At 72.0% G+C, this 20,899-nt stretch carries 17 protein-coding genes; 9 read left to right on the plus strand and 8 right to left on the minus strand.

Translation table 11 applies throughout. The features are described from left to right. Positions 1–524: 524 nt before the first annotated feature. From ACFRFC_RS35805 to ACFRFC_RS35815, 3 genes are all read right to left on the minus strand, one after another. Positions 525–2,807: an FtsX-like permease family protein gene (locus tag ACFRFC_RS35805; protein ID WP_382688425.1), complete on the minus strand. Its 2,283-nt coding sequence runs from the start codon at positions 2,805–2,807 to the stop codon at positions 525–527. Between the two features lie 4 nt (positions 2,808–2,811). Further along, on the minus strand, positions 2,812–3,543 hold the full coding sequence (locus tag ACFRFC_RS35810; protein ID WP_382688791.1) for an ABC transporter ATP-binding protein: 732 nt from the start codon (positions 3,541–3,543) through the stop codon (positions 2,812–2,814). Positions 3,544–3,620: 77 nt separating this feature from the next. Then, the gene (locus tag ACFRFC_RS35815; protein WP_382688422.1) at positions 3,621–4,136 is read right to left on the minus strand and encodes a PadR family transcriptional regulator; all 516 of its coding nucleotides are present in this window, start codon (positions 4,134–4,136) and stop codon (positions 3,621–3,623) included. Positions 4,137–4,319: 183 nt separating this feature from the next. Between ACFRFC_RS35815 and ACFRFC_RS35820 the strand changes: the two genes are divergently transcribed. The 5 genes from ACFRFC_RS35820 (at position 4,320) to ACFRFC_RS35840 (ending at position 9,770) form a co-directional block, all read left to right on the plus strand. Next, the gene (locus ACFRFC_RS35820; RefSeq protein WP_382688419.1) at positions 4,320–5,591 is read left to right on the plus strand and encodes an ABC transporter substrate-binding protein; all 1,272 of its coding nucleotides are present in this window, start codon (positions 4,320–4,322) and stop codon (positions 5,589–5,591) included. Positions 5,592–5,819: 228 nt separating this feature from the next. Then, on the plus strand, positions 5,820–6,167 hold the full coding sequence (locus tag ACFRFC_RS35825) for a DUF3459 domain-containing protein (RefSeq protein ID WP_382688788.1): 348 nt from the start codon (positions 5,820–5,822) through the stop codon (positions 6,165–6,167). A gap of 74 nt (positions 6,168–6,241) precedes the next feature. Beyond that, a complete protein-coding gene (locus ACFRFC_RS35830; RefSeq protein ID WP_382688416.1) occupies positions 6,242–7,570 on the plus strand; it encodes an ABC transporter substrate-binding protein in 1,329 nt (442 codons plus the stop codon). A 2-nt stretch (positions 7,571–7,572) separates the two neighbouring features. Then, entirely contained in the window at positions 7,573–8,934 is a 1,362-nt protein-coding gene (locus ACFRFC_RS35835) for an ABC transporter permease subunit (RefSeq protein ID WP_382688414.1), read from the plus strand. Further along, positions 8,931–9,770: a carbohydrate ABC transporter permease gene (locus ACFRFC_RS35840; protein WP_382688411.1), complete on the plus strand. Its 840-nt coding sequence runs from the start codon at positions 8,931–8,933 to the stop codon at positions 9,768–9,770. Before ACFRFC_RS35835 ends, ACFRFC_RS35840 begins: the two co-directional genes overlap by 4 nt. 518 nt (positions 9,771–10,288) lie before the next feature. Here ACFRFC_RS35840 and pgl read toward each other — a convergent pair. From pgl to tkt, 5 genes are read right to left on the minus strand one after another with little or no spacing between them, the layout of a single operon-like run. Then, the gene (gene pgl, locus ACFRFC_RS35845) at positions 10,289–11,071 is read right to left on the minus strand and encodes a 6-phosphogluconolactonase (protein ID WP_382688408.1); all 783 of its coding nucleotides are present in this window, start codon (positions 11,069–11,071) and stop codon (positions 10,289–10,291) included. Then, positions 11,068–12,123: a glucose-6-phosphate dehydrogenase assembly protein OpcA gene (gene opcA, locus ACFRFC_RS35850; RefSeq protein WP_382688406.1), complete on the minus strand. Its 1,056-nt coding sequence runs from the start codon at positions 12,121–12,123 to the stop codon at positions 11,068–11,070. The genes pgl and opcA overlap by 4 nt, the downstream gene beginning before the upstream one ends. Further along, a complete protein-coding gene (gene zwf, locus ACFRFC_RS35855; protein ID WP_382688403.1) occupies positions 12,120–13,658 on the minus strand; it encodes a glucose-6-phosphate dehydrogenase in 1,539 nt (512 codons plus the stop codon). The genes opcA and zwf overlap by 4 nt, the downstream gene beginning before the upstream one ends. 4 nt (positions 13,659–13,662) lie before the next feature. After that, positions 13,663–14,781: a transaldolase gene (gene tal / locus ACFRFC_RS35860; protein WP_382688400.1), complete on the minus strand. Its 1,119-nt coding sequence runs from the start codon at positions 14,779–14,781 to the stop codon at positions 13,663–13,665. Positions 14,782–14,815: 34 nt separating this feature from the next. Continuing rightward, positions 14,816–16,924 carry a transketolase gene (tkt, locus tag ACFRFC_RS35865; RefSeq protein WP_382688398.1) on the minus strand — a complete coding sequence of 703 codons (2,109 nt, stop codon included), beginning with the start codon at positions 16,922–16,924 and terminating at the stop codon, positions 14,816–14,818. 1,003 nt (positions 16,925–17,927) lie between these two features. Between tkt and ACFRFC_RS35870 the strand changes: the two genes are divergently transcribed. The 4 genes from ACFRFC_RS35870 to ACFRFC_RS35885 form a co-directional block, all read left to right on the plus strand. Continuing rightward, positions 17,928–18,896: a heme o synthase gene (locus tag ACFRFC_RS35870; protein ID WP_382688395.1), complete on the plus strand. Its 969-nt coding sequence runs from the start codon at positions 17,928–17,930 to the stop codon at positions 18,894–18,896. Between the two features lie 67 nt (positions 18,897–18,963). Continuing rightward, positions 18,964–19,275 carry a hypothetical protein gene (locus ACFRFC_RS35875; RefSeq protein WP_382688392.1) on the plus strand — a complete coding sequence of 104 codons (312 nt, stop codon included), beginning with the start codon at positions 18,964–18,966 and terminating at the stop codon, positions 19,273–19,275. Between the two features lie 172 nt (positions 19,276–19,447). After that, the gene (locus ACFRFC_RS35880) at positions 19,448–20,554 is read left to right on the plus strand and encodes an amidohydrolase family protein (RefSeq protein ID WP_382688389.1); all 1,107 of its coding nucleotides are present in this window, start codon (positions 19,448–19,450) and stop codon (positions 20,552–20,554) included. Between the two features lie 73 nt (positions 20,555–20,627). Continuing rightward, positions 20,628–20,899: nucleotidyltransferase domain-containing protein (locus ACFRFC_RS35885; protein WP_383112687.1), on the plus strand; the 272-nt coding region annotated here is incomplete at its 3' end.

Below are 20,899 nucleotides of genomic sequence, written 5' to 3' on the forward strand. Positions count from 1 at the left end.
CGCTGCCGGGGAGCTGCCGCCGTCCCGAGCGCCGTCCCGCTGGCAGCCTTCCATGGCTCGTCACGGACTGGCGAACTCCCTCAACGCGGTCGTCTGAAGCCACCCGACACAGCCGTTGGGCTGATGGATGCCTCCAACTCCTCGACTGTCACGGTCTCGGCTAGCGGGCACGACCGTCCGCGCGGCCTGCCGCCAGCCCGCCGGACTGACCCGCGCCCCCGCAAAGCTCCTGCCGGGACCTGCCGCCGTCCCGAGCGCCATCCCGCTGGCAGCCTCCCCATAGCCCGCCACCGACTGCCGAACTCCCTCAACGCGGTCGTCTGGAACCACCCGCGACACAGCCGTTGGCCTGATCGATGCCTCCAACTCCTCGACCGTCACGGTCCCGGTTACCGGGCATGACCGTCCGCGCGGCCTGCCGCCAGCCCGCCGGACCGACCCGCGGCCCCGTCGGGAGCTGCCGCCGCCCTGAGCACACGCCCCTGGTGGCCCGCCTCCGTCTGGTGGGTCGGCGGTGGGGGGTTTCAGGCGGCCGCGCTGAGGGAGTCTGCGAGGCGGTGGCGGGCTGCTCGGGCTGCGGGGAGGGCCGCCAGGGCCAGGGCGCCTGCGACTGCGGCTGTGGCCAGGAGCAGGAGGAGAGGGGTCGGGGGGGCCTCGGCTATGCCCGCGCCGATGCCGCTGGAGCGGCCCTGGGCGTTGATCAGCCAGGCGGAGAGGGGCAGGCCCAGGGCCGTGGCGAGGAGGACGGCGGCCAGGGCCGTGCAGCCGGTCGCGGTGACCGTGATCGCGGTGATCTGGCGGGGGGACAGGCCGATGGCCTTGAGGGCCAGCAGATCGCGTTCGCTCTCGCGGACCGTGCCGCCTATCGCCGTGAGCAGTTCGATCAGCCCTATGAGCGCCAGCACGGCGATCAGGCCGAGGACCACCCCGCGCAGCGTGGCGAGACCGTCGACCGGGCTGGTGACCGGGTGCACCTCCAGATGGCCGTCCCCGGCGTCGGCCAGCCGCGCGGCGACCACGTCCGGGTCGGCGCCGGGCGCCAGCCGCACCTGGTGCAGGGTCGGGCGCAGCGCCGGGTCGTTCTCGCGCAGGGTGTCCAGCGAGGTCGTGATCACCCGGCCGGCGTTCTCCGGCTCGATGCTGCGGCCCACCAGGTGCAGCACCTGGGGCTGGTCGCCGACCGTCATCCGTACCCAGTCGCCCACCCGGACATCGAGGAGGTCCAGCAGACCCTGACCGGCCACCGCCTCGTCCGGGCCGGTCGCGCGGCGGCCCTCGGCCAGCGCGTACGGGTAGGGGTCCTCGCGGGTGCCCAGGCCCCGCAGCGCGATCGTCGCGGTCTGGCCGGGGACCAGCGCGGCCACCTCCACGCCCGGGTAGGCGTCGGTGACCTGCGGGTCGCGGCCCAGCAGGGCGCGGGTGCCGGTCTCGCTGAGGGTGGCGTCGGCGCGGACGGTGAGCGCGGCCGGCAGCCCGACGCTCTCGGGCTCGCCGTGGAAGCGGTCGATGGTGGTCCAGGCGCTCATCGCCACCACGATCAGCAGCAGCGGCAGGGTCAGCCGGCCGACCGTGGCCAGCGAGCGGCGACGGCGGGTGAACGCCGTGTGCCAGCCGAGCACCAGCGCGGGCGGCAGCCGCAGCCCCAGCGCCCGGCGGGCCGCCCGCGACAGCCGCCCGCCCGCCGGGGCGGCCGGGCGGGGCACCGGCACCGGAGGGATCCGCCCGGCACGCCAGGCGGCGAGACCGGTGGTCGCGCCGATGAACAGCACCGCCAGCGCGGGCGCCGCGAACAGCGTGACGGTATGGCCCGGCAGCCCCTGCCACACCCCGACCGCGACCCCGAGCCGCCCCGGGACCCGGCTGCCGAGCGCCTCGGTGAGCGCGGCGGCCACCAGCGCGCCGAGCAGCGCGTAGGCGAGATGCTGGAGCAGGAAGACCCGTACCACCTGCGCGGGCGTGAAGCCGATCGCCTTCAGGACGGCGATGTCCCGCAGATGGCCCCGGATGCGGGTGCTGATCGCGCCGTGCACGGCGAGTCCGGCGGCGAACAGCGCGCCGAGCCCGAACAGCCCGAGCACCTGCCCGAGCAGCCGGTTGTCGCCCTGCGCCTCGGACTGGGCCTGCTCCCAGGTGGTCACCTCGCCGATCGCGCCGGTGCCCAGCACGGTGACCGCGCGCTGGACGGCGTACCCCGTGTCCTCGGGGTCGGTCAGGCGCAGGCCGATCGCCTGGCCGTCGGGGGCGGGGACGGCGGCCGGGGGTGCCCAGATCAGGCCGGGGCGCTCGCCGGGGCGGTAGCGGGGCTCGGCGCTGTCGGCGACGCCGAGGACGCGCAGGGTGCGGGTGGTGCCGGGGACGGTGAGGGTGTCGCCGGGCTCGGCGACCAGGGCGCGGGCCAGCCCGCTCTCCAGGACCACGCCCTCGGGATCGGCGGGATCCAGCCAGCGGCCGGCGGTGAGCAGCGGGCGGCCGACCTCGGGCGGCTCGGCGACCGCCCGCAGCTCGACGGAGGCGCGGGCGCCGCGCGAGGCGACGGTGGTGTACGCGGTCGGGTAGGGCCCGGCGACGGACTCGACGCCGTCCTGCCCGGTGAGCTTGCCGGTGTCGGCGGTGCCGCCGGTGTGCAGCCAGACATGGGCGCCGTTGGCCTGGGCGAAGGTGCGCTGCCAGGGGTTGGTGGCGTAGCCGAAGAGCGCGGCGGCCAGCAGCAGCGAGGTGACGATGCCGGCGGTGGCCAGCACCAGGAACAGGGCCTCGCCCCGGTGCGTCCGCAGATCGGAGTGCGTCCAGCGCAACATGGCTCGCACGGGCTCAGTCCTTCAGCTCCAGCACCCCGGATATGCCGCTCCCGCGCCGCTTCGGGGTGCCGTCCAGGGGCGCGTCGTCGGCTATCCGTCCGTCGAAGAAGCTGATCACACGGTCGGCGGCGCTGGCGAGGCGGGCGTCATGGGTGACCAGCACGATGGTCTGGCCGCGCTGGTGGAAGCGGCCCAGCAGCCGGATGACCTCGCGGGTGCCCTTGCTGTCCAGGCTGCCCGCGGGCTCGTCGGCCAGCAGCAGCGGGGGCCGGTTGACCAGCGCGCGGGCGAGTGCGACCCGCTGCTGCTCGCCGCCGGACAGTTCGCCGGGCATGCCGCGCTCCTTGCCCACCAGGCCCAGCTCGGCCAGCAGTTGCTCCCGCTCGGCGCGGGCCTGGCGCGGGGTCATCCCGGCGAGCAGCGCGGGCAGCTCCACATTGTCGGCGACGGACAGATTGGAGACCAGGTTGAAGAACTGGAAGACGATCCCGATCCGCTTACGGCGCCGGATCGCCCAGCGGGCCTCGCTGTAGGCGTCGGTGCACTCGCCGTCCAGCCAGATCCGCCCGGCGTCCGGCCGCTGGAGCCCGCCCAGCAGATGCAGCAGCGTGGACTTCCCGGCCCCGGACGGCCCGGTGACCGCGACGAACTCGCCCCGCTCGACCCGCAGATCCACCCCGCGCACGGCATGCGCCGGAGCGCCCTCGCCGTGATGCGTCTTGACCAGGCCCTCGGCGCGCAGCACGGGTCCCGCGGACGGGGGAGCGGTGCCGGTGGCGTGGTCGGCGGCGTGGTCGGTGGCGTCGGCGTGGGCGGCGTCGCTCACTCCAGCTCCTCCAGTTCTTCCTGGCACCTCTCCAGCCAGTCGAGGTCGGCCTGGAGATGCAGCATGGCCCCCTCGATCAGCAACTGGGCCGTGCGATTGTCCCGGTCCGCGGTCGCGGCCAGCTTGGACAGGCTGCGCATGGTGTTGAGGTACTGGCGCCGCTGCTTGTTGATCAGGGCGATCTGGTCGGCGAGGCCGGTCCGGGGCGCGAGGGCCAGCTTCATGAAGAACTCGTCGCGCACGCGGGGCTCGTCCGACACCTCGTCGTACCAGACGCGCAGCGCTTCCCGCCCGGCCTCGGTGAGGTGGTAGACCTTCTTGTTGGGCCGGCCCTCCTGCTCGACGTCCTCGCCCTCGATCAGTCCCGTCTTTTCGAGGCGGCTAAGGGTCACATAGATCTGGCCGACGTTCGGCTGAGGGTACGCGGCACCCAGTAGTTGCTCAAGGTCCTGCTTCAGCTCGTATCCATGGGCCGGGCCGCGCGCGAGCAGGGCCAGGAGAGGCAGCCGCACCAGTGCTCTCCTCCTCGCCCTCTCGGTGATGTGCCGCGGGCCCTGGGGCCACTCGGGCCGCAGGCCCTTGGGCCACTCGTCGGACACCCGTCCGACGCCAGGCCCTAGTATCGCCCATACCTAACGGGTATACATGGCAGCGTTGGGCGACGCTGCCCGGGAGGGGCGCACGGGGAGGAACCTATGCGGTGGACGCGGGCCGCGGGTAGGGGGCTGCTCGCCCTCGCCGTGGTCCTGACCGGCCATGTCGCCTCCGGGGCGCACGCCGGCGAGGGGCAAGGGGGCGGGCGCGGGCCGCTCACCCTGGCCACCGGCGGCGATCTCACCGGCTATCTGGGCTCGGTCCTCGACGGCTGGAACCGCACCCACCCCGACGAGCACATCACCCTGGTCGAACTGCCCGACTCCTCCGACGAGACCTACGCGCAGATGCAGACCGATCTGCGCTCGGGCGACCGCAGCCGGTTCGACATCCTCAACATCGACGTCAACTGGACCTCCCAGTTCGCCGCCGCGGGCTGGATCCGCCCGCTGCCGCGCGAGTCGTTCCCGCTGGACACCTTCCTGCCGCCGGTCGTCGACACCGCGACCTACGACGGCCGCCTGTACGCGGTCCCCTACGTCACCAACGCCGGGCTGCTGCTCTACCGCGCGGACATCCTGGAGCGCGAGGGCCTGGAGCCGCCGCGCACCTGGGCCGAACTGGAGTCCTACGCGGAGAGGGTCGCGCCGAAGTACGGGCTCGACGGCTACGCGGGCCAGTTCCTGCCCTACGAGGGGCTCACCGTGAACGCGGCGGAGGCCGTGTACTCGGCGGGCGGCACCATCCTCGGCGACGAGGGCGAGCGGGTCACCGTCAACTCGGAGGCGGCCCGCGAGGGCATCGGGTTCCTGGCGCGCGGGCTGCGCGAGGGCTGGATCCCGCAGGAGGCGCTGACCTGGAAGGAGGAGGAGTCCAAACAGGCGTTCCAGGACGGCGAGCTGCTCTTCCTGCGCAACTGGCCGTACGCGTACGTCGGTGCCGCCGAGCCGGGCTCACCGGTCGCCGGGAAGATCGGCGCGGTGCCGCTGCCGGGACCGGACGGGCCGGGCACCAGCGTCCTGGGCGGCTCCAACCTCGCCGTCAGCAGTTCCGCCCGCCATCCCGAGACGGCCGCCCGGCTGATCGCCTATCTCACCGGCGAGAGCGTCCAGCGCCAGGTCCTGACCCGGGGCGCGCTGCCGCCGGTGCGGGCCGACCTGTACGAGGACCCGGAGCTGATCCGCGCGTTCCCCTATCTGCCGACCCTGCGGGAGAGCGTGCTGGCGGCCGCCCCGCGCCCCAAGAGCCCGCGCTACGACCAGGTGAGCCTGGTGGTGCAGGCGGTCGTGCGGGACGCGCTGACCGGGCGGCAGACGCCCGCGGCGGCGGTACGGCGGCTGGCGAGCGAGCTGGCGGCGGTCTCCAGCGGCTGAGCACGCGGCGGCGGTGCGTGGGCCGGCCCCCTTTCGTCTCTTCTTCGCCCACCTCTTAGTTACATGTTAGGTAACTTCCCGGTCTCATCTGCTCCCGGGTGCCCCGATTTTTCGGGACATCATCCCCCAACTCCCCGATAGCTTCCGCACGTTCATTGACACTCTTACGACATGCCTACTTAACATGTATGCATAACGTCGGCTCGCACAGACAGGCCAACCGGGGTGATTCGACCGACCCTCACGGGGCGCCACTGGTGGCGCGACGCAGCGATCTATCAGGTGTACGTCCGCAGTTTCCTGGACGGCACGGGTGACGGCATCGGCGATCTGGCCGGAGTCCGCGCGGGACTTCCCTACCTGCGCAAGCGCGGCGTGGACGGGATCTGGCTCCGGCTGGACCGGCAGCCCGGCGTCCTCGTCTTCGAGCGGGGCGGCGGACTGGAATGCGCCGTGAACTTCACCACCGCACCCGTGCCCGCGCCGGTCTCCGGCACTCCACTGCTCTCCAGCGGCCCGTGCCCGGCAGGCGTCCTGCCCGGCTCCACCGCCGCCTGGTGGCTGAGCGACCAGTGAGCCACCACTGGCCGCCCGGCGTCCGACGCCGATCACTCGGCGTCAACCGCTCATCCGCCGAAGGGATATCAACGATGATACGACGACGTACCACCCTCCTCACCGGATGCACCACCCTCGTCCTCGCCGTCACGCTCACCGCCTGCGGTGGCGACGGCGATGTCTCCGCCGGGGGCGGCGACAAGCCGCTCAGCGGGCAGACCGTGTCCGTCGCCGGGGTCTGGTCCGGCACCGAGCAGCAGAACTTCCAGAAGGTGCTGGACGCCTTCACCGAGCAGACCGGCGCCAAGACCGAGTTCGCCTCCACCGGCGACAATGTCTCCACCGTCGTCGGCAGCAAGATCGAGGGCGGCAACGCCCCGGACGTCGTGATGGTCCCGCAGGTCGGCGTGCTCCAGCAGTTCGCCCAGGAAGGCTGGCTCCAGGAGCTGTCCCAGACCACCCAGGACTCGGTCGACGCCAACTTCGCCCCGGTGTGGAAGAACTACGGCAGCGTCGACGGCTCCCTCTACGGCGTCTACTTCAAGGCCGCCCACAAGTCCACCGTCTGGTACAGCCCCGACGCCCTCGCCCAGGCCGGCGTCGAGTCGCCGACGACGTACGACGAGATGCTCACGGCCGGGCAGACCGTCTCCGACTCCGGGCTCGCGGCGTTCGCCGTCGCAGGGCAGGACGGGTGGACCCTCACCGACTGGTTCGAGAACATCTACCTCTCCCAGGCCGGGCCCGAGAAGTACGACGCCCTCGCCGCGCACGAGCTGAAGTGGACCGACGCCTCGGTCGTCGAGGCGCTCACCACCCTCGGCGAGCTGTTCCAGGACGAGCAGCTGATCGCGGGCGGCCAGAACGGCGCCCTGAACACCGACTTCCCCGGCTCGGTCGAGAAGGTCTTCGGACCGCAGCCGGAGGCCGGCATGGTCTACGAGGGCGACTTCGTGGCCGCCGTCGCCAAGGACGAGTACGGCAGGACCATCGGCGAGGACGCGAACTTCTTCCCCTTCCCGGCCGTCGACGGCGGCGAGCCGCCGGTGGTCAGCGGCGGCGACGCGGCCGTGGTCATCAAGGAGGGCAAGAACCAGGAGGCCGGCATGGCCTTCGTGGAGTGGCTGGCGACCCCCGAGGCGGCGGCCGTCTGGGCCGGACTCGGCGGCTATCTCTCCCCGAACAAGTCGATGGACCTGGCCGGCTACCCCGACGACGTGACCCGGGCGACCGCCCAGTCCCTGATCGACGCGGGCGACGCGGTCCGGTTCGACATGTCCGACCAGGCCCCGGCGGCGTTCGGCGGCACCAAGGGCGCGGGCGAGTGGAAGATCCTCCAGGACTTCCTGCGCGACCCGTCCGACCCGACCGCGACCGCCGGTCAACTGGAGGCCGCGGCGGCCAAGGCGTACCAGGACTGATCGTGACCGCCACCCTCGTGAAAGAGGCGGGCACCCCGCCGCCGGACTCCGCCGCGGACCACGCGCGGCGGGCCCGGCGGCGGGGCCGGACCGCCTCCGTGCTCTTCGTGCTGCCGGCGCTGCTGCTGCTCGGCGCGCTCGTGGTCTACCCGGTGCTGTTCTCGGTCGGCCGCAGCTTCTTCGACGCCTCCGGCAGCGACTTCGTCGGCGGCGGCAACTACGCGGAGATCTTCCGCGACCCCGTCACCGTCAAAGCCATCCGCAACACCGCGATCTGGGTCGTCGTGGCCCCGGTGCTGCTCACCGGCCTCGGACTGATCCTCGCCGTGCTGGTCGAGAAGATCCGCTGGGCGACCGCCTTCAAGCTGCTGCTGTTCATGCCGATGGCGGTGTCCTTCCTCGCCGCCGGCATCATCTTCCGGCTCGCCTACGACGAGGACCCCGACAAGGGCGTCCTGAACGCCGCGGCCGTCGCCGTCCACGACACCTTCTCCGGCACCTCCTCCTACCCGGGCGCCCGCGCCCGTGAGGGCCAGGGCCTGACCCCGGGCCAGGACGGCTCGTACGCCACCGGGACGGCCCTGTCGCCGGGCAGTTCCACGGCGCTCGGCCTGGTCGGGGTGGACCCGCGCGACCTTCCCGAGGACGCCGTCCCCGCCGCCGGCGCCGCCTCGGTCCCGGCCGCCGCCGACGAACTGCGCGGGGTGGTCTACCTGGACTTCACCGCGGGCGGCGGCGGAGCGCAGGGACAGGTCGACGACGGGGAGAGCGGACTGCCCGGCATGACCGTGGAGGCCGTACGGGACGGCAGTGCCGTCGCGACCACCACCACGGGCGCCGACGGGTCCTTCCGCTTCAGCGGCCTCGACGGCGGCTCGTACGCCCTGCGGCTGCCCGGGTCCAACTTCGCCCCGCCCTACGACGGGATCTCCTGGCTCGGCCCGACCCTGGTCACCCCGGCCATCATCGGCGCCTACCTGTGGATCTGGACCGGCTTCTCCATGGTGCTGATCGGCGCCGGGCTGGCCACGCTGCCACGGGACGCGCTGGAGGCGGCCCGGATCGACGGGGCGAACGAATGGCAGATCTTCCGGAGGATCACCGTGCCGCTGCTGGCACCCGTCCTCATGGTCGTCTTCATCACCCTGGTGATCAATGTGATGAAGGTCTTCGACCTCGTCTACATCATCGCGCCCGGTCCCGTGCAGGAGGACGCGACCGTGCTCGCCACCCAGATGTGGCTGGTGTCCTTCGGCGGCGGCAACGACCAGGGCCTCGGCAGCGCGCTCGGAGTGCTGCTCCTGCTGCTGGTGATCCCCGCGATGGTCTTCAACGTCCGCCGTTTCCGAAGGAGTCAGGGATGAACGTGATCCGGCGCGGACTGAGCAGCGCCGTCGTCCAGGCCTTCCTCGTGGTCGTCGGGCTGGTCTGGATGACCCCGCTCGCCGGGCTGTTCCTGTCGTCGCTGCGGTCCGCCGAGGACACCGCGCGGGGCGGCTGGTGGACCGTGTTCACCAGCCCCGGGCAGCTGTCCTTCGACAACTACTCGACGCTGCTGGAGAACTCCGGCATCACCCGCGCCTTCTGGAACACCGTCCTGATCTCGGTCCCCACCACCGCCCTGGTCGTGGTGGTCGCCGCGCTCGCCGGATACGCCTTCGCCTGGCTGGACTTCCCCCTCCGCGAGCCGCTCTTCCTGCTGGTGGTGGCGCTGCTGGTGGTGCCGGTGCAGATCGGACTGCTGCCGGTCGCCAAGCTCTTCGGCCAGCTGGGCCTGTTCGGCACCATCCCGGGCGTGGTCCTCTTCCATGTCGCCTACGGGCTCCCCTTCGCGGTGTTCCTGCTGCGCAACTACTTCGCGGAGATCCCCAAGGAGATGCTGGAGGCGGCCCGGATGGACGGCGGCACCGAGTGGCGGATCTTCACCCGCCTGGTGCTGCCGGTGGGCAGACCGGCCCTCGCCAGCCTCGCCATCTTCCAGTTCCTGTGGGTGTGGAACGACATGCTGGTGGCGCTGCTCTTCGCGGACACGTCCTCACAGCCGCTGACGGTGGAACTCCAGTCCCAGATCCGCCAGTTCGGCAGCAACATCGACGTCCTCGCCCCCGGCGCGTTCCTCTCCCTGGTGGTCCCGGTCGTCGTGTTCTTCGCCTTCCAACGCCATTTCGTACAGGGGGTGATGGCGGGCTCGGTCAAGTAGGGGGCGGCGGGCCGAGGTGTACGGGGTGGGTCTCGGGTCCGGTCGTACGGGGGGGGCTTGGGGCCGGTCGTACGGGCTGGGCTCCGGGTCCGGTCTTACGAGCCTGGCGCCGGGCCCGGTGGTACGCCCAGGAGCCGGGCCCGGGGTGGTGGACCGGGCCGTGAACTCCCCATCGGCGTTCACCTCCCATGCTGGCGCCGACGGGGGAACCAGGATGCCGGGTCCGGCCGAAAGGACGGACGGACCGGTCGTCCCGCACCGAACCGGGCCCGCCCCAAGCGGAGGGCGGGCCCGGTGTCGGTCACGGGGGTCGTGCGTTGCCCTGGACTGGGTTACCCATGGACCGGGTCGGCCGGTCGCCGGGTCGGCGGGGGAATGACCGGGACCTCGGGTCCGGGGCCCCGAGGCTTCGGGGTCCGGGGCGCAGGCTCACGGCGCAGCCGTCAGGGCCGGACCCAGGGCTGCAACCTCTGGCCTGGGCCCCAGGCCCCAAACCTGGGGCACCTTGCGCCCCGGCCTCAGGGCGAAGCCGGCGGATACAGCGACCTCGGCAACTGTGACGCCGCAGCCGAGTCCAGGAGCCACAGGGTGCGGGCGCGGCCCCTGGCGCCCGCTGCCGGGGACTGGATCTCGCCCGCGCCCGACAGGGCCATCGCGACCGCGTTCGCCTTGTCCTCGCCCGCCGCCAGCAGCCACACCTCACGGGCCGCCCGGATCGCCGGGAGGGTCAGCGAGACCCGGACCGGCGGCGGCTTGGGAGCACCGTGCACACCGACCACCGTACGGTCCGTCTCCCGCACCGCGGGAAGCTCCGGGAAGAGGGACGCCACATGGGTGTCCGGGCCCACGCCCAGCAGCAGCACGTCGAAGACGGGCACCGCGCCATGGTTCTCCGGGCCCGACGCGTCCGCCAGTTCCCCGGCGTACGCGGCGGCGGCGGCGTCCACATCCGCGCCGTACGGACCGTCCGACGCGGGCATCGGGTGCACGCGCTTCGGGTCCAGCGGCACGGAGTCGAGCAGCGCCTGACGGGCCTGGGTGACATTGCGCTCCGGGTCACCCTCGGGGAGATACCGCTCATCGCCCCACCACAGGTCCAGGCGCCCCCAGTCGACGGCGTCCCGGGCGGGCGCGGCGGCGAGCGCGGCCAGCAGACCGTTGCCGCCTCGTCCGCCGGTCAGCACGATCGAGGCACTGCCCCGGGACGCCTGCGCGTCCACCACCTTCGTGATCAGCCGGGCGGCGGCGGCCTCGGCCATCAGCTCCTTGTCGCGGTGCACGACCAGCTGCGGGGTGTTCACTTGGCCGCCGCCTTCTTGGCGGACCTGGCGGGGGCCTTCTTCGCGGGCTTGGCCGAAGCGTCCGCCGTCGAAGCGTCGGCCGTCGAAGCCTCCGCCGCCTCCGCCCCGGTGGCCTCCGGCGCCACCGACGCGTTCAGCCGCTCCACCCCGAACCGCAGCGCCGACGCGTAGGTGTCGTCCGGGTCCAGCCGGCGCAGCTCCTCCGCGATCAGCTCGGCCGTCTCCCGCCGCTTGAGCGCCACCGCCCGGTCCGGCTGGCCCTCGATGGACAGCGTCGCCAGCGACCCGTCCGCCCGGTCCAGCACGATCGCCCCGCAGTCCGTGGCCAGCCGTACGGCGGTCAGCCCCGGCCCGCCCGACAGCGAGCGCTTGACCGGCACGTCCAGCCGGTCCGCGAGCCACATGGCGAGCAGCTCACAGCTCGGGTTGAACTCCTCGCCCTCGACCTCCACCCCCTTGACCTCGCACACCACCTGGTCCAGGGCCGCCGCCAGCATCGAGCGCCAGGGCGTGATCCGGGTCCAGGACAGGTCGGTGTCGCCGGGGGTGTAGGTCGCGGCGCGCTCGGTCAGCTCCCGCACCGGCTGCTCGGCGGCGTAGGTGTCGGTGACCCGGCGCTGGGCGAGGGCGCCCAGCGGATCGCTCGCCGGGTCGAGCGGGGCGCCGACCGGCCACCAGACGACCACCGGGGCGTCGGGGAGCAGCAGCGGCAGCACCACCGACTGGGCGTGGTCCACCACCTCGCCGTACAGCCGCAGCACGACCGTCTCGCCGGTGCCGGCGTCCGCGCCCACCCGCACCTCCGCGTCCAGCCGGGACTGGGTGCGGTCGCGCGGGGTGCGGGCATGCCGCTTGATCACGACGAGCTTGCGCGAGGGATGCTCGCGCGAGGCGTCGTTCGCGGCGCGCTGGGCGTCGTAGGCGTTCTCCTCGTCGGTGACGATGACCAGGGTGAGGACCATGCCGACGGCGGGTGTGCCGACCGCGCGGCGGCCCTGCACCAGCGCCTTGTTGATCTTGCTGGCCGTGGTGTCGGTGAGGTCTGTCTTCATGGCCGGCGCCAGCTCCGTCCGTCTCGTTCGAGCATCTCGTCCGCTTCGATGGGACCCCAGGTCCCGGACGGATACTGCGCGGGCCTGCCGTTCGCGTCCCAGTACCGCTCGATCGGGTCGAGGATCCGCCAGGACAGCTCGACCTCCTCGGTGCGCGGGAACAGGTTGGAGTCGCCGAGCAGCACATCCAGGATCAGCCGCTCGTACGCCTCGGGGCTGGACTCCGTGAAGGACTCGCCGTACGCGAAGTCCATGGACACGTCCCGGATCTCCATCGAGGTGCCGGGCACCTTGGAGCCGAAGCGGACGGTGACGCCCTCGTCGGGCTGGACCCGGATGACGATGGCGTTCTGCCCGAGTTCCTCGGTGGCCGTGCTGTCGAAGGGGGAGTGCGGGGCCCGCTGGAAGACCACCGCGATCTCGGTGACCCGGCGGCCGAGCCGCTTGCCGGTGCGCAGATAGAAGGGGACGCCCGCCCAGCGGCGATTGTCGATCTCCAGCTTCACGGCGGCGTACGTGTCCGTCTTCGACCGGGGATCGATGCCCTCCTCCTCCAGATACCCGACCGCCTTCTCGCCGCCCTGCCAGCCCGCCGCGTACTGGGCGCGCACGGTGTCCCGGCCCAGGTCCCTGGGCAGCCTGACCGCGCCGAGCACCTTGGTCTTCTCGGCGGCCAGCGCGTCCGCGTCGAAGGAGGCGGGCTCCTCCATGGCGGTCAGCGCCGCCAGCTGGAGGAGGTGGTTCTGGATGACGTCCCGGGCGGCGCCGATGCCGTCGTAGTACCCGGCCCGGCCGCCGATGCCGATGTCCTCGGCCATGGTGATCTGCACATGGTCCACGAAGGACCGGTTCCAGATCGGCTCGAACATGGTGTTGGCGAAGCGCAGCGCCAGGATGTTCTGGACGGTCTCCTTGCCCAGGTAGTGATCGATCCGGAAGACCTGGTCCGGGGCGAAGACCTCGTGGACGACCTTGTTCAGCTCCTCGGCCGACGCCAGATCGTGCCCGAACGGCTTCTCGATCACCGCGCGGCGCCAGGAGCCGTTCGTCTGGTCGGCCAGCTGGTGCTTCTTCAGCTGCTGGATGACCACCGGGAAGGACCGGGGCGGCACGGACAGATAGAAGGCGAAGTTGCCGCCGGTGCCCTGCGCCTTGTCCAGCTCCTCGATGGTGTCGCGGAGCCGCTCGAACGCGTCGTCGTCGTCGAAGGTGCCCTGCACGAAACGCATCCCCTGGATGAGCTGCTGCCAGACCTCCTCGCGGAACGGGGTACGGGCGTGCTCCTTGACCGCGTCGTGGACCTCCTGCGCGAAGTCCTCGTTCTGCCACTCGCGGCGGGCGAACCCGACCAGCGAGAAGCCGGGCGGCAGCAGACCCCGGTTCGCGAGGTCATACACCGCGGGCATCAGCTTCTTCCGGGACAAATCGCCCGTGACGCCAAAGATGACCAGGCCCGACGGCCCCGCGATACGCGGGAGCCGTCGGTCTGCGGGGTCACGGAGCGGGTTCGCCCCGCTACCGGTCTGGGGGGACAAGATGTCAGCCCTCCGATGGGGCGAGGCGCTCGAGTACCGCCTCGGTGGACGCCAGCAGGTCGTTCCAGGACGCCTCGAACTTGTCGACGCCCTCGTCCTCCAGCACCTGGACCACCTCGTCGTACGAGATCCCGAGCTTCTCCACGGCGTCCAGCTCACCGCGTGCCTGCTCATAGGTCCCGGCGATGGTGTTCCCGGTGATCTCGCCGTGGTCGTCGGTGGCCACCAAGGTAGCCTCCGGCATGGTGTTCACCGTGTTCGGCGCCACCAGCTCGTCCACGTACAGGGTGTCCTTGTACGCGGGGTCCTTCACGCCGGTCGACGCCCACAGCGGACGCTGCTTGTTGGCGCCCGCCTGCTCCAGCGCCGTCCAGCGCGCGGTGGAGAAGACCTCCTCGTACGCCTGGTAGGCGAGGCGCGCGTTGGCGACGGCGGCCTTGCCGCGGGCCGCCTTCGCCTCGGCGGTGCCCAGCGCGTCCAGGCGCTGGTCGATCTCGGTGTCCACGCGGGACACGAAGAAGGACGCCACCGAGTGGATCAGGGACAGGTCCAGGCCCTTGGCCCGCGCCTTCTCCAGACCCGCCTGGTAGGCGTCCATGACCTCGCGGTACCGCTCCAGCGAGAAGATCAGCGTTACATTCACGCTGATGCCGTTGCCGATCACCTCGGTGATGGCCGGCAGGCCCGCCCGGGTCGCCGGGATCTTGATCAGCGTGTTGGGGCGGTCCACCAGCCAGGCCAGCTGCTTGGCCTCGGCGACGGTGGCCGTCGTGTTGTGGGCCAGCCGCGGGTCCACCTCGATGGAGACCCGGCCGTCCTGCCCGTTCGTCGTGTCGAACACCGGGCGCAGGATGTCGGCCGCGTCCCGGACGTCCGCCGTGGTGATCATCCGTACGGCCTCGTCCACGGTGACCTTGCGCGCGGCCAGGTCGGCGAGCTGCTGCTCGTAACCATCGCCGCTGCTGATCGCCTTCTGGAAGATCGTCGGATTGGTGGTGACACCGACGACATGGCTCTGGTCGATCAGCTCGGCCAGATTGCCGGACGTGATCCGCTTGCGCGACAGATCGTCCAGCCAGATCGCGACGCCTTCCTCGGAGAGGCGCTTCAGTGCGTCCGTCATGGAAATTGCATCTCCTACGTGTCGTATATCAGCGTCAGCGCCGGGCGGCGGCGTTCGATTCCCGTACGGTGGCCAGCGATTCCCTCGCCTTGTCGGCGACATTCTCGGCGGTGAAGCCGAACTCCCTGAAGAGCACCTTCCCGTCCGCGGACGCCCCGAAGTGCTCCAGCGAGACGATCTGCCCGGCGTCACCGACGTACTTGTGCCAGGTCAGTCCGATCCCCGCCTCGACGGACACCCGGGCCCGCACCGACGGCGGCAGCACGCTCTCCCGGTACGCCCGGTCCTGCTCCTCGAACCACTCCACCGACGGCATCGACACGACCCGCGTCGGCACCCCGTCGGCCTCCAGGGCCTCGCGCGCCTCGACGGCGACATGCACCTCGGAGCCGGTCGCGATCAGGATCACCTCGGGCGTGCCCGAGCCGGCCTCGGCCAGTACGTAGCCGCCACGCGCCGCGTCCTCGTTGTGCGGGTACGTCGGCACGCCCTGGCGGGTCAGCGCCAGTCCGTGCGGGGCGCCCTTGCCGAACTCCTTGGTGTAGCGGCGCAGGATCTCCCGCCAGGCGATCGCCGTCTCGTTGGCGTCGGCCGGGCGGACGATGTTCAGCCCCGGGATCGCCCGCAGCGCGGCCAGGTGCTCCACCGGCTGGTGCGTCGGGCCGTCCTCGCCGAGCCCGATCGAGTCGTGCGTCCACACGAACGTCACCGGCAGATGCATGAGTGCCGACAGCCGCACCGCGTTGCGCATGTAGTCGGAGAACACCAGGAAGGTGCCGCCGTAGATACGGGTGTTGCCGTGCAGCGCGATGCCGTTGATCTCCGCGCCCATCGAGTGCTCGCGGATGCCGTAGTGGATCGTGCGGCCGTAAGGGTTCGCCTCGGGCAGCGGGTTGCCCGCCGGGAGGAACGACGACGTCTTGTCGATCGTGGTGTTGTTGGAGCCCGCCAGGTCGGCCGAGCCGCCCCACAGCTCCGGGATCACCGCGCCGAGCGCTTGGAGCACCTTGCCGGACGCGGCCCGGGTGGCGACCCCCTTGCCCGCCTCGAAGACCGGGATCTTCTCCTCCCAGCCGGCCGGCAGCTCACCCGCGGCGATCCGGTCGAACTCGGTGGCGCGCGCCGGGTTGTTGCCGCGCCACTCCTGGAACGACTTCTCCCAATCGGCACGGGCCTGGCGGCCCCGCTCGACGGCCTCACGGGTGTGGCCGATGACCGCGTCCGACACCTCGAAGGTCTGCTCCGGATCGAAGCCCAGGACGCGCTTGGTGGCCGCGACCTCCTCCTCGCCCAGCGCCGAGCCGTGCGCGGCCTCGGTGTTCTGCGCGTGCGGCGCCGGCCAGGCGATGATCGAGCGCATCGCGATGAACGACGGCCGGTCGGTCACCTGCTTCGCGGCCTCGATCGCGTTGTAGAGGGCGTGCGGGTCCAGATCGCCGTCCGGCTTGGGCGCGACGCGCTGCACATGCCAGCCGTACGCCTCGTACCGCTTGACGGTGTCCTCGGAGACCGCGGTCTCCGTGTCGCCCTCGATCGAGATGTGGTTGTCGTCCCACAGCAGCACCAGATTGCCGAGCTTCTGGTGGCCCGCCATCGAGGACGCCTCGGCGGAGATGCCCTCCTGGAGGCAGCCGTCACCGGCGATGCAGTAGATGAAGTGGTCGAAGGGCGAGCCGCCCTCCGGGGCGTCCGGGTCGAACAGCCCCCGCTCGTAGCGCGCGGCCATCGCCATCCCGACGGCGTTGGCGACCCCCTGCCCGAGCGGACCCGTCGTGGTCTCCACCCCGGTGGTGTGCCCGTACTCGGGGTGTCCCGGGGTCTTCGACCCCCACGTCCGGAACGCCTTCAGGTCGTCCAGCTCCAGGCCGAAACCGGCCAGGTACAGCTGGGTGTAGAGCGTCAGGGACGAATGTCCGGCGGACAGCACGAAACGATCCCGCCCGACCCAGTCGGCGTCCGCCGGGTCGTGTCGCATCACCTTCTGGAACAGGGTGTACGCGGCGGGCGCGAGGCTCATGGCCGTACCGGGATGGCCGTTACCGACCTTCTGTACGGCGTCGGCGGCCAGGACTCGGGCCGTGTCGACGGCCCGCTGGTCCAGCTCGGTCCAGTCGAGATCTGTGGTCGTCGGCTTGGTGCTCACCCTGGGTCAGGGCTCCTCTCCACATGTCACGCATGTCGCATGCCGGCGCATCGGGCGCCCGGCCGCTGTCGAGCCTACCCCTGGTCCTCAGGGCGTTTTCCGCGTCATTTCCAGACTGCCGGGACTTCCCCCGATCCGCCTCCCGACCGCACCGGATCCCCACCCCGGCAACTGATTACGCCCCCGCTCGTCCGAGTACTCAATGGAGCGGGGGCGCGCTCGCGCGGGGGTGTGGGTGGGGGGTGGGCGGGGGGTGGGTCTGAGGCTGTTCGGGGGGCGCGGGGGTGCGCCGGATTGCGGGAGGGGGAGGGTTGTGGGGGCCGGGTCGGGTCGGGGGGCTTGCGATGGGGTGGCGTCGGGTCGGGGAGGGGTTGCGTGGGGGTCGCGCGCGGATGATCCGGGGGCCCTTGGGGGGCGGGGAGGTGCGGGGTTGAGTCTGTACGGGGTCGGTCGGGAGGTGCTGGGGTCGGTCACGGCTTGCGCGCGTGGGTCGGTCGGGAGGTGCTGGGGTCGGTCACGGCTTCCGCGCGTGGGTCGGTCGGGAGGTGCTGGGGTCGGTCACGGCTTCCCCGCGTGGGTCCGCCCGGAAGGCGCCGAGGCCCGCCGCAGCCCCCCGCGCGCATCCGCCCGGAAGGCGCCGCCCAGCCCCTCGCGCGTGCCGCGCACCCCGTGCTCTCGCGCGTGCCGCGCATCCCCTCACCCTGTGCCCTAGCGCGCACCCCGCACCCCGCACCCCGCACCCCGCACCCTGTGCCTAGCGCGTGCCGCGCACCCCCGCACCCCGTGCCCAAGCGCGCGCCGCGCACCCCGCACCCCGTGCCCAAGCCCGCGCCGCGCACCCCGCACCCCGTGCCTTCACCCGCGTTCGGGCGTCCCATATGGCTCTTCCGGAGGCAGCCTCGGACACGACACCACCCCCGCGAATGTCCGGGTCTGGGCAACGTCTACAGTGGCGTGGTACGCGCGGGCCTTTACCCGGACTTCACACGGGGGGCCTGCTGGGATGTCTCTGTCAGGGGTGTGCGTGACGGCCGTTGAATCCCGTCCTGCGGGGGTTATCGGGACGAGCCAGAGCCCGAGTCACCGGCCGTTCGGGGCCCGTGTCAAGGCGTTCGTGGCGCTGACCAAGCCGCGGATCATCGAGCTGCTGCTGATCACCACCGTTCCGGTGATGTTCCTGGCGGAGCAGGGCGTGCCCGACCTCCTGCTGGTGCTGCTCACCTGCGTCGGCGGCTATCTCTCCGCGGGCGGCGCCAACGCCCTCAACATGTACATCGACCGTGACATCGACGCGCTGATGGACCGCACCTCCCAGCGCCCCCTCGTCACCGGCATGGTCGGCCCCCGCGAGTGCCTGGCGTTCGGCATCACCCTCGCCATCGCCTCCACCCTCCTCTTCGGCCTCGCCGTCAACTGGCTCTCCGCCTGGCTCTCCCTCGGCGCCCTCCTCTTCTACGTCGTCGTCTACACGATGATCCTCAAGCGCCGCACCTCGCAGAACATCGTGTGGGGCGGCATCGCGGGCTGCATGCCGGTCCTGATCGGCTGGTCCGCGGTGACCAACTCGCTCTCCTGGGCCCCCCTCATCCTCTTCCTCGTCATCTTCTTCTGGACCCCGCCGCACTACTGGCCGCTGTCCATGAAGGTCCGCGAGGACTACGCGCGCGTCGGCGTCCCCATGCTCCCGGTGATCGCCTCGAACAAGGTGGTCGCCCAGCAGATCGTGATCTACAGCTGGGTCATGGTCGCCGTCTCCCTGCTGCTCACCCCGCTCGGCTACACCGGCTGGTTCTACACGACCGTCGCGCTGGCCGCGGGCGGCTGGTGGCTCTGGGAGGCACACGGGCTCCAGAACCGCGCGAAAGCGGAGGTGACGGGCGGCAAGCTCAAGGAGATGCGCCTGTTCCACTGGTCGATCACCTATGTGTCGCTGCTGTTCGTCGCCGTGGCCGTCGACCCCTTCCTGCGCTAGCCCCTGCGGGAGCCCTGAGGCAAGCGTCACGTACCCCACCCCCTTACCCCTCGGTAGCATCCTGACCATGGCAGACACCCAGCAGGCCGACGAGCGCAAGGCCGCCCGCCTCGCGAAGCAGATCGGCGCCTTCGCCAAGAAGCACGGCGGCGCCGAGGGCCAGATCGCGTACCTCGGCGAACGCGGCGCCCGCATCGTCCTCGTGGCCGAGGACGGCACCTGGGGCGACCTGGTGGCCCCCACTTACACCGTGGCCGAGCAGGCGGTGGAGAAGTCCGGCATCACCCGCCATGAATCCTTCGACGGCGAGTTCGCCGCGAAGGTGAGAACAGGCGAGTACGAGTGGAAGCGCATGGCAGGCATTCAGATCGGCGGCTGACCGACGCCCTTGGGGGCGCGGGGCTGTGTCGATATGCGGCTCCGCCGGGCGGGCGCGAGCAACCACAACGCACCCGCACCCGCGATTCAAGCCACACCACCCCCACACAACACCCGAACCAACGCTCACCCGTTAACCCACGGAAGGGACCGGCCCACAACGGGGAGCCCCCATGATCGACACACCCTCACTGGTGGACCAGTACTGCCACGGAGTGCTCCGTACGGAACTGGGCCTGGGCACCTTCGAGGCCCACCTCTCCCGCACCGAGGGCCCGCCCGCCCCCGGCACCACCCTCTTCGACACCCAGACCGGTTTCGCGGTACGCCGCTGGTGCCCCCCGCTGCTCGGCCTGGAACCGCACTGCCCCCCCGCCCACTACCTCGCCCGCCGCCGCGAACTGGGCGTCCTGGAATCCGGCCGAAGGCTGTTACGCGGGAGCGGCATCGCCACCTACCTCGTCGACACCGGCCTGCCCGACGACCTCACCGGCCCGGCCGAACTGGCGTCCGCCGCCGACGCCGACGCCCATGAGATCGTCCGCCTGGAACTCCTCGCCGAACAGGTCGCCGACACCTCCGGCACCGTCGAGTCCTTCCTGGCCAACCTCGCCGAGTCCCTGCACTGCGCCGCCGTGCACGCCGTCGCCTTCACCTCCGTCGCCGGGCTCCGCCACGGTCTCGCCCTCGCGCCCGAACGGCCCGGCCCCGGCGAGGTGCGCGGCGCCGCGGGCCGCTGGCTGGCCGGACGCCGGGCCGGCGACGAGCTGACCGACCCGGTACTGCTGCGCCATCTGCTGTGGATCGCCGTCGCCGCCGGTCCGCCCCTGCAACTGCACACCGGGCTCGGTGAACCGGGCCTGCGCGGCGACCGCATGGACCCGGCCCTGCTCACCGGCTTCGCCCGCGCCACCGCCGGACTCGGCACCGATCTGATCCTGCTGCACGGCTACCCGTACCACCGGCACGCGGCCCAGCTCACGGGCGTCTTCCCGCATGTGTACGCCGACGCCGGGGCCGCCCTGGCGCGTACCGGCGCCCGGGCCGCGACCGTCCTCGCGGAGATCCTGGAGCTGGCCCCCTTCGGCAAGGTCATGTTCTCCAGCGGGGCCCGGGCGCTGCCCGAACTGCATGTCGTCGGGGCGCGGTTGTTCCGGGAGGCGCTGAGCCGGGTGCTGGGCGGCTGGGTGACCGACGGGGCGTGGTCGCCGGGCGACGCCCACCGGGTGGCCGGCCTGATCGCGGCCGGGAACGCGCGCCGGGTGTACGGCCTGGAGTGAGTCGCAGCGCCGCCCGGGCAGGGGCCGCGCGCGGCGGGTGTACCGGTCCGCGCACCCTGTGGACACTGGGCGTATGCCGATCCAGGAACAGCTCCCGTTCGAGGACCCGCCCCCGACCCGCACCCTGCTCGGCCGGTTCGTCACCGGCCTCGCGCCCTTTCGCCCGGTCGCCGTCTGGGCGCACGGCTCACTGGCCGGCGGGGACTACCAGGAGGGCCGCAGCGACCTCGATCTGATCGCCGTACTGCCCGCCACGCCCACCCCGCGCACGGTGTGGCGGCTGGCGCTGCTGCACACGCGGCTGCGTGCCGAGCCGCTCGCGGTCAAGCTGCACTGCACCTATCC

The sequence above is a fragment of the Streptomyces sp. NPDC056734 genome (assembly GCF_042790455.1).
GTDB lineage: Bacteria > Actinomycetota > Actinomycetes > Streptomycetales > Streptomycetaceae > Streptomyces.

Bases quoted from the DNA above. Each gene is read 5' to 3' on its own strand.
- ACFRFC_RS35820 (WP_382688419.1), top strand. From the start codon at position 4,320: ATGCGGTGGACGCGGGCCGCGGGTAGGGGGCTGCTCGCCCTCGCCGTG.
- ACFRFC_RS35830 (WP_382688416.1), top strand. From the start codon at position 6,242: ATGATACGACGACGTACCACCCTCCTCACCGGATGCACCACCCTCGTC.
- ACFRFC_RS35840 (WP_382688411.1), top strand. From the start codon at position 8,931: ATGAACGTGATCCGGCGCGGACTGAGCAGCGCCGTCGTCCAGGCCTTC.
- opcA (WP_382688406.1), bottom strand. From the start codon at position 12,123: ATGAAGACAGACCTCACCGACACCACGGCCAGCAAGATCAACAAGGCG.
- tal (WP_382688400.1), bottom strand. From the start codon at position 14,781: ATGACGGACGCACTGAAGCGCCTCTCCGAGGAAGGCGTCGCGATCTGG.
- ACFRFC_RS35870 (WP_382688395.1), top strand. From the start codon at position 17,928: ATGTCTCTGTCAGGGGTGTGCGTGACGGCCGTTGAATCCCGTCCTGCG.
- ACFRFC_RS35875 (WP_382688392.1), top strand. From the start codon at position 18,964: ATGGCAGACACCCAGCAGGCCGACGAGCGCAAGGCCGCCCGCCTCGCG.
- ACFRFC_RS35880 (WP_382688389.1), top strand. From the start codon at position 19,448: ATGATCGACACACCCTCACTGGTGGACCAGTACTGCCACGGAGTGCTC.